Consider the following 13,122-nt stretch of genomic DNA (forward strand, 5'->3'; position numbering starts at 1 on the left):
CTCATTCGACCGTGCTCCCAAAGGATAAACGCGGTCGAATGTGGGAGCGGGCTTGCTCGCGATGAGGCAACCAGCCTCGCCCAATAACTTACAGGCTCAACGAACGGTTCGACGCCTTGATGAACTCTTTCTTCAAGTCCTCAAAAGTATGCACCGCCGGGAATTGCGGGAACTCGCGAATCACATTTTCCGGTGCATGGAACAGAATCCCACGATCCGCCTCACCCAACATGGTGGTGTCGTTGTAGGAATCGCCTGCAGCAATTACCCGGTAGTACAGGGTCTTGAAGGCCAGTACCGACTGACGCTTAGGGTCTTTCTGGCGCAGTTGATAGCTCACCACCCGGTCATTTTCATCGGTGATCAAGCGGTGGCAAAGCAGGGTCGGGAAGCCCAGTTGACGCATCAACGGCTGGGAAAACTCATAGAAGGTGTCCGACAGGATCACCACCTGGAAGCGCTCGCGCAGCCAGTCGACGAACTCGATCGCACCTTCCAGCGGTTTGAGGGTGGCAATCACTTCCTGGATGTCCGACAGCTTCAAGCCGTGCTCGTCGAGAATGCGCAGGCGTTGCTTCATCAGGACATCGTAGTCGGGAATGTCCCGGGTGGTGGCCCGCAAGGATTCAATACCGGTTTTTTCAGCGAAGGCGATCCAGATTTCCGGAACCAGCACCCCTTCCAGGTCGAGACAGGCAATTTCCACAAGACACTCCCATTTGGATTTTTTTTCAGTTGAGCGAGCAAAAGGACTGCCGAACTCTAGCGATTCGCGCTGGCCACCGCAACGCAGAGCGGATTTTGTTAACATCCCACTCCTATAGAGCGCTCAGCGCCACTGACCTGTAGGAACCGCCCTGATGAACCAAGCCTTCGACGTCGCTGAACTCGCCGCGACCTATGCCAACAAGTCCGCCCAGGACATCCTCAAGCTGGCGTTCAGCCAGTTCGGCGATGACCTGTGGATTTCCTTCAGCGGTGCCGAGGATGTGGTGCTGGTGGATATGGCCTGGAAGCTGAACAAAAACGTCAAGGTCTTCAGCCTCGACACCGGCCGCCTGCACCCGGAGACCTACCGGTTTATCGAGCAGGTACGAGACTTCTACAAGATCGATATCGAATTGATCTCGCCGGACCAGAGCAAGCTGGAGCCCTTCGTCAAGGAAAAGGGCCTGTTCAGCTTCTACAAGGACGGCCATAGCGAATGCTGCGGCGTGCGCAAGATCGAACCGCTGCGCCGCAAACTCTCCGGCGTACGTGCCTGGGCCACCGGCCAGCGCCGCGACCAGAGCCCCGGCACCCGTAGCCAGGTGGCGGCCCTGGAAGTCGATAGCGCCTTCTCCACCCCCGAGCGCACCCTCTACAAGTTCAACCCGCTGGCGCAAATGACCAGTGAAGAGATCTGGGGTTATATCCGTATGCTCGAGTTGCCGTACAACAGCCTGCATGAGCGCGGCTTTATCAGCATCGGCTGCGAACCCTGCACCCGGCCGGTATTGCCGAACCAGCACGAGCGTGAAGGCCGCTGGTGGTGGGAAGAAGCAACCCAGAAGGAATGTGGGCTGCACGCGGGAAATATCATCAGCAAGGCCTGAAGCCTGACCTGCGAAAAATCTCGCAACAAGCGCGTGTGGGAGCTGGCTGGCCTGCAATGGCATCACCCCGGTGTAATTGAATACCGGGGTGATGCCATTGCAGGCCAGCCAGCTCCCACATTTGTTTCCAGCGACCATTAAACCTGTACACACAAACGTAACCAACAGTGCCATTTTTGTGTGCACTTTAATCTTTACGCACCGAAACGTTACACCCCATTTCTGCTAACTTCCTACATTCTTGATCCCCATATCCCCGCCAAAAAATAAATTCTTGTTCAATCGGTCAATTTATATTTCTTCAAATTCAGCCGGTTACTCAATCGACCTATAAAAACGAAATTAGCGACAGTTTTGTTAGATATAAACCTGGCACACAAGTGGCTTATGGAGTTGGAGTTTTTGTATACAACTTAAACAACAACCCACATACACTTCGTGTCCGCACGCTAGCCGCGCCTAACCCTCGCGCTCGCTGCAGATGCCAGGAGCCTGCCGGCATGCCTACAAGTCTCTCCAATAACCTTGCACTGGATCTGCCCTCCTCCACAGCCAACCCCACGGCGGCAAACTCCGGCCCGCTGGTGCTGAGCCCACGCCTGCACAACAAGGACCTGGCGCCCACCAAAGTCGAAGGTCGACGCTGGGGTGGCTACAGCATCTTCGCCCTGTGGACCAACGATGTGCACAACATCGCCAACTACTCCTTTGCCATCGGCTTGTACGCCCTGGGCCTCGGTGCCTGGCAGATTTTGTTGTCGCTGGGGATCGGCGCGGCGTTGGTGTATTTCTTTATGAACCTGTCCGGCTACATGGGCCAGAAAACCGGTGTGCCGTTTCCGGTGATCAGCCGGATAAGTTTCGGTATACATGGCGCGCAAATTCCTGCGTTGATCCGCGCCGTGATTGCCATCGCCTGGTTCGGGATTCAAACCTACCTCGCATCCGTCGTCTTTCGCGTACTGCTGGTGGCGATTAATCCAGGATTTGCCGACTACGACCACAACACGATCCTCGGCCTGTCCACCTTGGGCTGGGCGTGTTTTGTGATGATCTGGTTTGTGCAACTGGTGATTCTGGCCTACGGCATGGAAATGGTCCGACGCTACGAAGGCTTTGCCGGCCCCGTTATCCTGCTGACCGTCGCGGCGCTGGCCGGCTGGATGTACTTCCAGGCCGACGGCCAAATCGCCTGGTCGATCCGCGAGCCCCTGAGCGGTGGCGAGATGTGGCGCAATATCTTTGCCGGCGGCGCCTTGTGGCTGGCGATCTACGGCACCCTGATCCTCAATTTCTGCGACTTCGCCCGCTCATCGCCTTGCCGCAAGACCATCAAGGTCGGCAACTTCTGGGGCCTGCCGGTGAACATCCTGGTGTTCGCAATCATCACCGTGCTGCTGTGCGGCGGGCAGTTCCAACTCAATGGCCAGGTAATCGAAAGCCCCACACAGATCATCGCGGCCATTCCCAATACCTTGTTCCTGGTGCTGGGTTGCCTGGCATTCCTGATCGTCACCGTGGCGGTGAACATCATGGCCAACTTCGTTGCCCCGGCCTTTGTGCTGAGCAACCTGGCCCCCAAGTACCTGAACTTCCGGCGCGCCGGGCTGATCAGCGCGTTCCTCGCGGTGCTCATCCTGCCGTGGAACCTCTACAACAGCCCGCTGGTGATTGTGTATTTCCTCTCCGGCCTGGGCGCGCTGCTGGGCCCACTGTATGGCGTGATCATGGTGGACTACTGGCTGATCCGTAAGGGCCGGATCGACGTGCCGCAGTTGTATAGCGAAGACCCCAACGGCGCTTACTACTACAGCCACGGGGTGAACCTGCGGGCGGTGGCGGCGTTTGTCCCGGCTGCGGTGATTGCCATTGTCCTGGCGCTGTTGCCGGGGTTTGCCAGCGTCTCGCCGTTCTCCTGGCTGTTTGGCGCTGGCATTGCCGGGGTGCTGTATCTGCTGATCGCCAAGCGTCAGCCGTTTTATGCCGATATCAGCGGCGAGAGCATCGCTGTCGACAACGTCAGTCATTGATCAGGAGGTCATCCCATGCGCATTCTCGTCGTCAACGTCAACACCACCGAATCCATTACCCAAGCCATTGCCCAACAGGCTCGCAGCGTGGCGGCAGCGGGCACCGAAATTGTCGGGCTGACGCCGTTTTTTGGTGCCGAATCAGTGGAAGGCAATTTCGAAAGCTATCTGGCGGCCATTGCGGTGATGGACCGAGTAATGGCCTACGATCAGCCGTTCGATGCGGTGATCCAGGCAGGTTATGGCGAGCATGGCCGCGAAGGCCTGCAGGAGTTGCTGGACGTGCCAGTGGTGGATATCACCGATGCCGCGGCCAGCACCGCGATGTTCCTCGGCCATGCTTACTCAGTGGTCACCACCCTGGATCGCACGGTGCCGCTGATCGAAGACCGGCTCAAGCTCTCCGGGCTGTATGAACGCTGTGCCTCCGTACGGGCCAGCGGCATGGCGGTACTGGAGTTGGAGGAACACCCGCTGCGGGCCATGGAAGCGATTGTGCGCCAAGCCGAACTGGCCATCAGCGAAGACAAGGCTGAAGTGATCTGCCTGGGTTGCGGCGGCATGGCCGGGCTGGATGAACAGATCCGCCAACGCACCGGTGTGCCGGTGGTGGATGGAGTGACTGCAGCGGTAACCCTGGCCGAATCCTTGGTGAGGCTGGGGTTGTCGACGTCGAAGGTGCGCACCTATGGGACACCCCGGCCAAAGAACATCATCGGTTGGCCGGGCAGGTTCGCACGCTGAATCGCCGATCTCGATCAGTTCAAGACGTCATTGAGCACTTCATAAATGATCCCGGTGGCAATCGTCACCAGGATCAGGTCGGTGCCAGCCTGTTGCCATTCGTAGCCGTCGTAATGGGGCAGCCGCCCCAACAGGCGCCCATCAAGTTTCTTGGCGATTCCAGGTGGCAGGGGTTTGCCACGGGCCAGGTTTTTCTGGATGCCCGGCGGCAGGGACGAACCACCGCGCCAGTAGTCGCGGTTGTCACCAAGGATTACCCGCACACCCCCGATATCAATTTGCGGGCCGCTGTAATGGGCGCTTGCACCCTTCTTGCCACCACCCTGGCCCTGATTACCCTGGCCGCCCCCCTTATTGCCATGGGCACTGCCTTTGTCCTTGCCGTTGCCGTTGCCGGGATCGGCCAGCAGCGCCGGGGAGCCTGCAATCAACGCCAGGCTGGTAAATACGAGTAAAGCGCGTGATATGGACATGATCGGTCTCGACAGTCGCAAGCCCCATTGGCCCGTATCAGCTTAGAACACTAGCGGGCAGCAAGTTCAGCAGTGAGTGCTATACCGCGCTGAACCGCTGCGCCAGGCGTTGCTCGGCAAACTGCTCGAGGATGAAGTCGACAAATACCCGGGTCTTGCCCGGCAGCAACTTGTGTTCGGCGTAGTACAGGGAGATGTTGCCGTCATCGACGTACCAGTCCGGCAGCACCCGCACCACCGCGCCACTGTCGAGGAACGGCACGGCCATCGGCATGCTGACCAGGGCAATACCCAGACCTTGGGTGCAGGCGCAGCACGCGGCTTCGGAGTCGCCCATGGTCATGCGTGGCTTGAGCATCAACGGCCGCTGTTCGCGGGCGCGGTTGGTCAGTTGCCAGGTGCGCACGCGGCCGGTTTGCGGCGAGCGGATCAGGATCCCATTGCACAGCCCCAAATCTTCGGGGACGCGCACGGGCAGGCGCTTGGCCAGGTAATCGGGCGAGGCCACCAGAATCCGGTGGGCCGGGGTCAACTTGCGGGCGACCACCCCCTGGGGCAGCTCGAACCCGCCGCCAATGGCCGCGTCAAAGCCCTGGCCGATCAGGTCGACCTGGCGATTATCAAAATGCCAATCCGGACTGATATCGGGAAAACGCCGCAGAAACTCCGCCAGCAACGGCACCACATAACGGTTGCCGAACACCGTGCCCATACTCACCTTGAGCGTGCCCACCGGCCGGCCTTCGGCGCTGGCCAGGTTGGCCACGGCATTCTGGATGGTGGTGAGGCTGGCGCTGACCTGCTCCAAAAACAGCTTGCCGGCTTCGGTCAATGTGAGGCGCCGGGTGCTGCGCTGGAACAGCCGCACCCCCAGGCGCGCTTCAAGCTTGGCCACGCTTTTGCCGACGGCGGCCGGCGTCAGGCTCAGGTGCCGGGCCGCTTCGGCAAAGCTGCCGCCTTCGGCACTGCGCACGAAGCATTCGATACTGCCGAAGCTTTCCATATCGCACCACTCTAAACTTTTGGTTTACACAGACTATAGCAATCACGGTCTACCGAGGGATGCCCGCGAGGGCAATACTCGGTGCCAACAACAAGGCACCTGCGCCTTGCATCATTGGGAGATCGACATGACCACGCAAAACCTCAGCGGCAAAGTTGCCTTGATCCAGGGCGGTTCCCGCGGCATCGGCGCCGCCATCGTCAAGCGCCTGGCCGCGCAAGGTGCAGCCGTTGCCTTTACTTACGTCAGCTCTGCGGCCAAGGCCGAGGCCCTGCAGAACAGCGTGATCAGCGACGGCGGCAAGGCCCTGGCGATTCACGCCGACAGCGCCGATGCCGTGGCCATTCGCAATGCGGTCAATGCCACTGTCGACGCGTTCGGGCGCCTGGATATCCTGGTGAACAACGCCGGGGTGCTGGCGGTCGGCCCGCTGGAGGATTTCAAACTGGAAGACTTTGACCAGACCCTGGCCATTAACGTGCGCAGCGTGTTTATTGCCACCCAGGAAGCTGCCCGGCACATGGGCGAAGGGGGTCGCATCATCAATATCGGCAGCACCAACGCCGAGCGCATGCCTTTCGCCGGTGGCGGCCCCTATGCCATGAGCAAAGCCGCGCTGGTGGGTTTGACCAAAGGCCTGGCGCGCGACCTGGGGCCACGGGGGATTACCATCAACAACGTACAACCGGGCCCGGTGGACACCGATATGAACCCGGCCGACAGTGAATTTGCCGAGAGCCTGATTGGCTTTATGGCGGTGGGTCGTTATGGGCACGTCGAGGAAGTGGCCAGCTTTGTCGCCTATCTGGTAGGGCCGGAAGCCGGTTACATCACCGGCGCCAGCCTGACCATTGATGGCGGTTTCAGCGCCTGAACACCCTATAAGAGCCGGCTTGCCGGCTCTTGCAACGCTCAGCGCATTGGCGGCAGGCCATACGCAGCCAGATCGAACTCCGCGAGCTTGCGGATGATCTGGTCAGCGTGAGCGTACTTGCTGTCGGCCATGGCTTCGTCGGGCACCGCGATGGCAGTCATGTTCGCGGCCTTGGCAGCGGTCACGCCAAACGGTGAGTCTTCAAACACCAGGCAATCCTCGGGCACAACGCCCAGGCGGCGGGCAGCGGTAAGGAAGATGTCCGGCGCAGGCTTGGCTGCGCCAACTTCAGGGTCGTCGGCGGTGACAATCGTACCGAACAAGCCAAACCATTCGCGGTGCAACGTGGTCTTGTGCCCAAACGAATTGCGCGACGAACTGGTGCCCACGGCTATCGGGATGTTGTGCGCACTTAAATGCCGCACCAACGCCTCGGCGCCCGGCATGCCCAGCGCCTTGGGGAAACGCTCGCTCATCAAGGGCTCACGGATACGCAGGAACTCCTCAGGCGTGATCGGCAAGTCCAGCGCCTTGACCACATACTCGGCCAGGTCCTGGGCGCCACGGCCAATGATGTGCTGCTTGATGCCCCAGTCGTAGGTACGGCCGTAGCGCTCGGCGATGATCTGCGTGACTTCGGTGTAGATACCCTCGGTATCCAGCAACAACCCGTCCATATCGAAAATCACGGCCTTGATCGGGCCAACAGCAGTACGCGGTGCGTTCATCACAACAGATCCGTGGCAGATGACTAAAAGGATTCAGCACAATAACGGGGCCTCGGGCCTACAAGCAACCGCAACCGCCCGCCTCTGGTTTCAAGCGGCTCTATCCAGCACACTTGGCAGCCTCACCTGACGCGACCCCTTCTATGCTCTTGCGACTCGCTGCCGACTCCCTGGTGTTGTTTCACCTTGGCTTCATCCTGTTCGTATTGTTCGGCGGCCTGCTTGCCCTCAAGTGGCGACCGGTCATGTGGCTGCACCTGCCCGCTGCGGCCTGGGGCGTTGCCGTAGAAGTCTTCCACCTGCCCTGCCCCCTGACCCGCTGGGAAAACCTGCTGCGCCACCTCGCCGGGCAAGAGGGTTATGGCGCAGGGTTTATCGAGCACTACATCATTGCCCTGATCTACCCCGCGGGGCTGACGCCACAGATCCAACTGGGCCTGGGCGCCCTGGTCTTGCTGATTAATATTGCGGTGTACGCACGCCTGATCAGGCGAGGGCCACGGGCGGGGAACTGAACGTGTTGGCCTAGCCTTTTGGCTGCGCCAGAAACTCAACAATCAATGAAGTGACCTGCTGCTGGATCACCTCACGCGGGCGGGCACCTTCGCCATCGCGGCAGATCATGCCGTCGCCTGGTGAGCTTTTTTCAATCAACGCCTCTCCACCCGGCTTGCACACGGCCATAAAGCTGAAGTGAGTGGCGTCGCTGATTTCGACATAGCGCGTCGCTGCCGCTGGCAGGCGTTTGGCCAAGTCAGCGGATTCCAACTCGGCGGGAAGCTCCGTTGAGGGCACGCCCGCAGCAATCACCAACGTCGGCACCGGCAACGCCGCCAGGCTTTGATCGGTAAAGCCACGGGACAGACCCAGGTCCAGTGAAACAATGGCAGTGACCCGCTTGTCACTCAAATCCGCTGCCAACGGCGCCTGCACTGGGTTCATCTGCTGGTAGACCGCGCAAGGGGCCAACTGCAGGTGAACCTTGCAGTCCTGGGCAAAACGCTCGGGGTCGAAACGGGCACCGGCGACTTCCAGCGCCGTCCAACCCCCCAGCGAATGACCCACCACCGCAATTCGATCGGGCTGTACCTTGCCAAATTGCTTTGGCTGCGCCAGCACCGCGTCGATAGCTCGACGAATATCCACCGGCCGCTGCCATAACTGCGCGGCGGCTTGAGCACTGCGGTCCTTACTGGTAGTGCCAGGATGATTGACCGCCGCCACGATAAACCCCCGCTGGGCCATCGCACTGGCCAACCACACCTGGTTGCCCCAACTGCCGCCGAAACCATGGGAAAGCACAACCAACGGGTACTCCCCCACCGCCGCAGGCGCATCACGCACGGCCAGGGCACTGAAAAACACCGGGTTGTCGTCAATCACCTTTGGCGTGGCAGTAGTGGAGCTGGGGTACCAGACCACCATCTCCAGCGGGCGTTCTTTGTTTGGGTCTGCCAGGGTCGAGGTTTGGAAGCCGACAGGGTTGTTAGTGGCAAGGGCCGTGGTGGTGGCGCAGGTGAGGAGCAGAGCGACTAGGGCTGCTTTCAATGGGATCTTCCTTGAGGGGAGCGAGTACACGCAGGGGCTCTACGTGTTTCCACATTATTCCCATATTGCTGTTTTCCATGCAGCAGAAATCACAAACCCCCGGCTTTCTCTAGGAAAACTGGGGGTTTGTGTTTGTAGAATGTGGCGGTGAAGGAGAGATTCGAACTCTCGATACAGTTTCCTGTATACACACTTTCCAGGCGTGCTCCTTAAGCCACTCGGACACTTCACCGTATCTCGTCAAACTGATTCAGTCTGTCGAGGCGCGCTAATGTAGTCGAAAGCTTTTCCGATGGCAAAGGTTTTTTTCAGAATTTTCATGCGCTTAGACGGTTATCTCGGCTCCCTTCTCTGCGGCGCGGGGTGAAGGGTGGCGATTGTGCCATTTTCAAGGCTTGTCGGCAGGCGTGCGCAGGGGCTGGCGAGCGCTGTCGTAGGCTGCTGCAGGCCCGGTGGTTGGGGAAAGTCTGACTGGCCAGTCAGTCATGGCGCTTTACCGGGGCGGTCATGCTGGGTAACGTCTGCGGCCTGCCCTTCTATTAAACGTATTACAAGGAATCGCGTCATGAGTGAGTTGATTGCCTACCACCTCGAAGACGGTATCGCGACCCTGACCTTGAGCAACGGTAAGGTCAATGCCATTTCCCCTGCCGTGGTCAGTGCGTTTAATGAAGCGCTGGACCAGGCCGAGAAGGATCGTGCAGTGGTGATTATCACCGGTACGCCGGGGATTCTGTCGGGTGGTTATGATTTGAAAGTGATGACGGCTGGCCCCAAAGAGGCGGTCAGCCTGGTGACGTCGGGTTCGACCCTGGCGCGCCGACTGTTGTCGCACCCGTTCCCGGTGATTGTGGCGTGCCCCGGGCATGCGGTGGCCAAGGGGGCGTTCCTGTTGTTGTCGGCCGATTACCGGATTGGTGTCGAGGGGCCCTTTAGCATTGGCCTGAATGAAGTGATGATCGGCATGACCATGCACCATGCCGGGATTGAACTGGCGCGGGATCGCTTGCGCAAGTCGGCGTTTCATCGTTCGGTGATCAATGCCGAGATGTTCACCCCGCAGGACGCCCTGAGCGCCGGTTTCCTCGATAAGGTGGTGGCACCCGAAGAGCTGCAAGCCGCGGCCCTGGAAGCGGCGCGGCAGTTGAAGAAGATCAATATGAATGCCCACAAGCACACCAAGCTGAAGGTGCGTAAGGCCCTGCTGGAGTTGCTGGATAACGCGATCATCCAGGACCAGGAACATCTGGGCTAATCACCAACACCGGCCTCAATCAAAGCCCGTGGCGAGCGGGCTTGCCCGCGTAGGGCTGCAGAGCAGCCCCTTTAAAGCCACCGCAATTATCCAGTCAGATCCTACAGGTAGTTTTGGGGCTGCTTCGCAGCCCTACGCGGGCAAGCCCGCTCGCCACAGGGATTCTTCTTACGGCCTAGTGTTAATCGCCTTGCAGCCGCTCTAGATGGCATCTGTCTCCATCTGCTGAAACATGTCCTTAAACATCGCCCATCTCCTACCTCTACTGGGGTAATTGCCGAATACAGTGCACGTCCGTACACTGCGCCACCTTTTGTCCGATGGGCCGTGTCGATGCTTTATTTTTTACGCATGTTATTGATGGGCCTGCATTTTCTGATCGCCGGTGTGCTCGGAGTATTGCTGGGTGTGTGCCGGCCGTTCAACCCGGATAACAGTCGCCTGTGCGCACGCCTGTATGCCCTGCCCGCAATGTGGATCCTACGCCTGCAGGTCAAGGCACAAGTGGACTCGCTGCGCGACAAGCCGAACAGTTGCGTGATTATTGCCAATCACCAGTCCAACTATGATTTGTTCGTATTCGGCAACGTAGTGCCCTATCGCACCGTATGCATCGGTAAGAAAAGCCTGAAGTGGGTGCCGCTGTTCGGCCAGTTGTTCTGGCTGGCGGGCAATGTGCTGATTGACCGGGGCAATGCGCAGAAGGCGCGGCGGTCGATGTTGACCACCACCCATACCCTGCAACACGAAGAAACTTCGATCTGGGTGTTTCCGGAAGGCACGCGCAACCTGGGCGAATCGTTGTTGCCGTTCAAGAAGGGCGCGTTCCAGATGGCGATTGCCGCCGGGGTGCCGATTGTGCCGGTGTGCGTCAGTACCTATGTGACCCATATGAAGCTCAATCGCTGGAACAGTGGCGATATTTTGATCCGGTCATTAGCGCCAATTCCTACAGCAGGATTGACGATGGATGACATGCCCGAGTTGATGGAGAAATGCCGGGGGCAGATGGCCGAGTGTATTGAAGCCATGGATCAAGCACTGCAACAACCCTGAAGGCCAGCCGGCTCCTACAAGGTGGCGTTTCAGGCTAAGCTGGCCGGTTACTGCCACTTGTAAAGAAGCGATCAGCATTATGGGTAGAGTTGTTGCGGCGGCCGTCTATAGCGCCGGGAAAAAAATCCAGAATATCACCCTCGATGAAGGCGCCGCCTGGGCGGCCAAGCCCGGTCACTTTGTGTGGATCGGCCTGGAAGAGCCCGACGCCCAGGAGCTGGCCAACCTGCAACGCCAGTTCAACCTGCATGAACTGGCCATCGAAGACGCCCTGGAAAAACACAGCCGCCCCAAGCTGGAAACCTTTGGCGACGCACTGTTTATCGTGACCTACTCGCCGGTGCGCCATGAGGGCAAGCTGGAGTTTATCGAGACCCATATCTTCGCCGGCAAAGGCTATATCATCACCGCGCGCAACGGCCACTCGGCGTCCTACGGCTATGTGCGCCAGCGCTGTGAGGCGCGGCCGCTGTTGCTGGAGCACGGGGAGGATTTCGTACTCTATGCGCTGCTGGATTTTGTCACCGAAAACTACCAGCCGGTGAGCGAGGCGATTCATGCCGAGATCGACGCGCTGGAGCACAACGTGTTGTGCAACTCCCTGAATGAGCGCGATATCCAGAACCTGCATGGCCTGCGCCGCGACGTACTGCGGCTGCGCCGGCATGTGGCGCCGATGGTGGAAATCAGCGAGGAACTGCAGAAGCTGGACTTCCCGTTTATCGACAAGAACATGCGCCCGTACTTCCGCGATGTGGAGATCCACGTCACGCGGCAGATGGAAGACCTTTCGACCCTGCGCGACATCGCCAGCCAGACCATCGAGATCGGCGTGCTGCTGGAAGCCTCGCGCCAGAGCGTGGTGCAGCGCAAGTTTGCAGCCTGGGCGGCGATCCTCGCCTTCCCCACGGCGGTGGCCGGGATCTACGGGATGAACTTCCAGAATATGCCGGAGCTGCAATGGCACTACGGCTATTTTGCGGTGCTGGGGTTTATCGCGGTGGGGTGCACGGGGTTGTGGGCCAGCTTCAAGCGCTCGGGGTGGCTGTAGCCTGCCCACCCCGACCGCTCACAGTCAGGCAACCTGCGGCTTGTGGGCCACAAAACGCATCATCCATTCCGCCACGGTCACGCCGTGGTGGTCGCGTGCAAGGCTGGCGACACCTTGCTGATAGATCTGCTCGCCCAGGTTGAGCTGGCGGATATCGAGCAAGGCCCGGGAGTAGTCGTGGATAAATTCCGGGTGGCCCTGGAAGCACAGCACCTGGTCATTGATGTGGTAGGCAGCAAACGGGCAAAAGTCGCTGGAAGCGATCACCGTGGCGTTTTCCGGCAATGCCGTGACCTGATCCTGATGGCTGATCAACAGGGTCAATTCTTCCACCACCGGGCTCATCCACGGTGCCTTGGCGGCCAATTGATAGTTGTGGGTGCCCACGCCCCAGCCCTGGCTCGCACGCTCGCTCTTGCCGCCCAGCAGCAGCGCCAGCAGTTGATGGCCGAAACAGATGCCAAGCAGCTTGTCGCCCCGCTCATAGCGGTTCAACAGGTAGGCCTTGAGGGTTTCGATCCACGGGTCGGTAGCGAAGGAGTCGGCCTTGCTGCCCGTGACCAGGTAGGCGTCGAACACTTCGCTGTCCGCCGGATAGTGACCTTCCATGACGTTGTAGACGACGAATTCGGCGGCAATCGGCTGCTGCGAAAACAGGCGCTGGAACATCTGCCCGTAACCTTGATATTGATCGACCAGTTCCGGACGCAGGATATCGGTTTCCAGAATGCAGACGCGTAGCGACATAAAAAATACCTGACACGG

At 59.4% G+C, this 13,122-nt stretch carries 14 protein-coding genes and 1 tRNA gene; 8 read left to right on the forward strand and 7 right to left on the reverse strand.

The window, feature by feature from the left end; translation table 11 throughout:
* Window positions 1-88: 88 nt before the first annotated feature.
* Window positions 89-706: a bifunctional phosphoserine phosphatase/homoserine phosphotransferase ThrH gene (thrH, locus tag K1X80_RS20840; RefSeq protein ID WP_057439541.1), complete on the reverse strand. Its 618-nt coding sequence runs from the start codon at window positions 704-706 to the stop codon at window positions 89-91.
* 154 nt (window positions 707-860) lie between these two features.
* Here thrH and K1X80_RS20845 point away from each other — a divergent pair, with 154 nt between their 5' ends.
* The 3 genes from K1X80_RS20845 (at window position 861) to K1X80_RS20855 (ending at window position 4,369) form a co-directional block, all read left to right on the forward strand.
* Window positions 861-1,595 (forward strand): phosphoadenylyl-sulfate reductase, encoded by a 735-nt coding sequence (locus tag K1X80_RS20845; RefSeq protein WP_220172496.1) that lies wholly within the window; start codon window positions 861-863, stop codon window positions 1,593-1,595.
* A gap of 500 nt (window positions 1,596-2,095) precedes the next feature.
* Window positions 2,096-3,625, forward strand: coding sequence for an NCS1 family nucleobase:cation symporter-1 (locus K1X80_RS20850; protein ID WP_115128728.1), 1,530 nt, complete (start codon window positions 2,096-2,098; stop codon window positions 3,623-3,625).
* A 15-nt stretch (window positions 3,626-3,640) separates the two neighbouring features.
* Entirely contained in the window at window positions 3,641-4,369 is a 729-nt protein-coding gene (locus tag K1X80_RS20855) for an aspartate/glutamate racemase family protein (RefSeq protein ID WP_057960357.1), read from the forward strand.
* Window positions 4,370-4,383: 14 nt separating this feature from the next.
* Here the strand turns inward: K1X80_RS20855 and K1X80_RS20860 are convergent, their stop codons facing one another.
* Both K1X80_RS20860 and K1X80_RS20865 read right to left on the reverse strand, forming a co-directional pair.
* Window positions 4,384-4,845, reverse strand: coding sequence for an anti-virulence regulator CigR family protein (locus K1X80_RS20860; RefSeq protein ID WP_370693746.1), 462 nt, complete (start codon window positions 4,843-4,845; stop codon window positions 4,384-4,386).
* Window positions 4,846-4,921: 76 nt separating this feature from the next.
* Window positions 4,922-5,845: a LysR family transcriptional regulator gene (locus K1X80_RS20865; RefSeq protein WP_057960359.1), complete on the reverse strand. Its 924-nt coding sequence runs from the start codon at window positions 5,843-5,845 to the stop codon at window positions 4,922-4,924.
* A gap of 127 nt (window positions 5,846-5,972) precedes the next feature.
* Between K1X80_RS20865 and K1X80_RS20870 the strand changes: the two genes are divergently transcribed.
* Window positions 5,973-6,719, forward strand: a complete 747-nt coding sequence (locus tag K1X80_RS20870; protein WP_057444986.1) for a 3-oxoacyl-ACP reductase family protein — start codon at window positions 5,973-5,975, stop codon at window positions 6,717-6,719.
* Between the two features lie 38 nt (window positions 6,720-6,757).
* Here K1X80_RS20870 and K1X80_RS20875 read toward each other — a convergent pair whose 3' ends face one another.
* Complete coding sequence (locus K1X80_RS20875; protein WP_220172498.1) at window positions 6,758-7,447, reverse strand: HAD-IA family hydrolase; 690 nt, start codon at window positions 7,445-7,447, stop codon at window positions 6,758-6,760.
* Window positions 7,448-7,590: 143 nt separating this feature from the next.
* Between K1X80_RS20875 and K1X80_RS20880 the strand changes: the two genes are divergently transcribed.
* Entirely contained in the window at window positions 7,591-7,962 is a 372-nt protein-coding gene (locus K1X80_RS20880; RefSeq protein WP_057439546.1) for a DUF2784 domain-containing protein, read from the forward strand.
* A 10-nt stretch (window positions 7,963-7,972) separates the two neighbouring features.
* Here K1X80_RS20880 and K1X80_RS20885 read toward each other — a convergent pair whose 3' ends face one another.
* Together K1X80_RS20885 and K1X80_RS20890 are read right to left on the reverse strand one after the other, a co-directional pair.
* On the reverse strand, window positions 7,973-8,995 hold the full coding sequence (locus K1X80_RS20885; protein ID WP_220172499.1) for an alpha/beta fold hydrolase: 1,023 nt from the start codon (window positions 8,993-8,995) through the stop codon (window positions 7,973-7,975).
* A 142-nt stretch (window positions 8,996-9,137) separates the two neighbouring features.
* Window positions 9,138-9,227, reverse strand: a tRNA-Ser gene (locus K1X80_RS20890).
* A gap of 333 nt (window positions 9,228-9,560) precedes the next feature.
* Here K1X80_RS20890 and K1X80_RS20895 point away from each other — a divergent pair.
* The 3 genes from K1X80_RS20895 (at window position 9,561) to K1X80_RS20905 (ending at window position 12,357) form a co-directional block, all read left to right on the forward strand.
* A complete protein-coding gene (locus K1X80_RS20895) occupies window positions 9,561-10,250 on the forward strand; it encodes a crotonase/enoyl-CoA hydratase family protein (protein ID WP_057960362.1) in 690 nt (229 codons plus the stop codon).
* A 333-nt stretch (window positions 10,251-10,583) separates the two neighbouring features.
* Window positions 10,584-11,306 (forward strand): 1-acylglycerol-3-phosphate O-acyltransferase, encoded by a 723-nt coding sequence (locus tag K1X80_RS20900; RefSeq protein ID WP_198818222.1) that lies wholly within the window; start codon window positions 10,584-10,586, stop codon window positions 11,304-11,306.
* A gap of 79 nt (window positions 11,307-11,385) precedes the next feature.
* Window positions 11,386-12,357, forward strand: a complete 972-nt coding sequence (locus tag K1X80_RS20905; protein WP_057960369.1) for a magnesium and cobalt transport protein CorA — start codon at window positions 11,386-11,388, stop codon at window positions 12,355-12,357.
* 24 nt (window positions 12,358-12,381) lie between these two features.
* On the opposite strand, the gene K1X80_RS20910 is transcribed toward K1X80_RS20905, so the two are convergent.
* Complete coding sequence (locus tag K1X80_RS20910) at window positions 12,382-13,104, reverse strand: amidotransferase (RefSeq protein WP_057439578.1); 723 nt, start codon at window positions 13,102-13,104, stop codon at window positions 12,382-12,384.
* Between the last annotated feature and the right edge of the window lie 18 nt (window positions 13,105-13,122).

The sequence above is a fragment of the Pseudomonas sp. So3.2b genome, assembly GCF_019464415.1.
Classification (GTDB): Bacteria; Pseudomonadota; Gammaproteobacteria; order Pseudomonadales; family Pseudomonadaceae; genus Aquipseudomonas; species Aquipseudomonas shahriarae.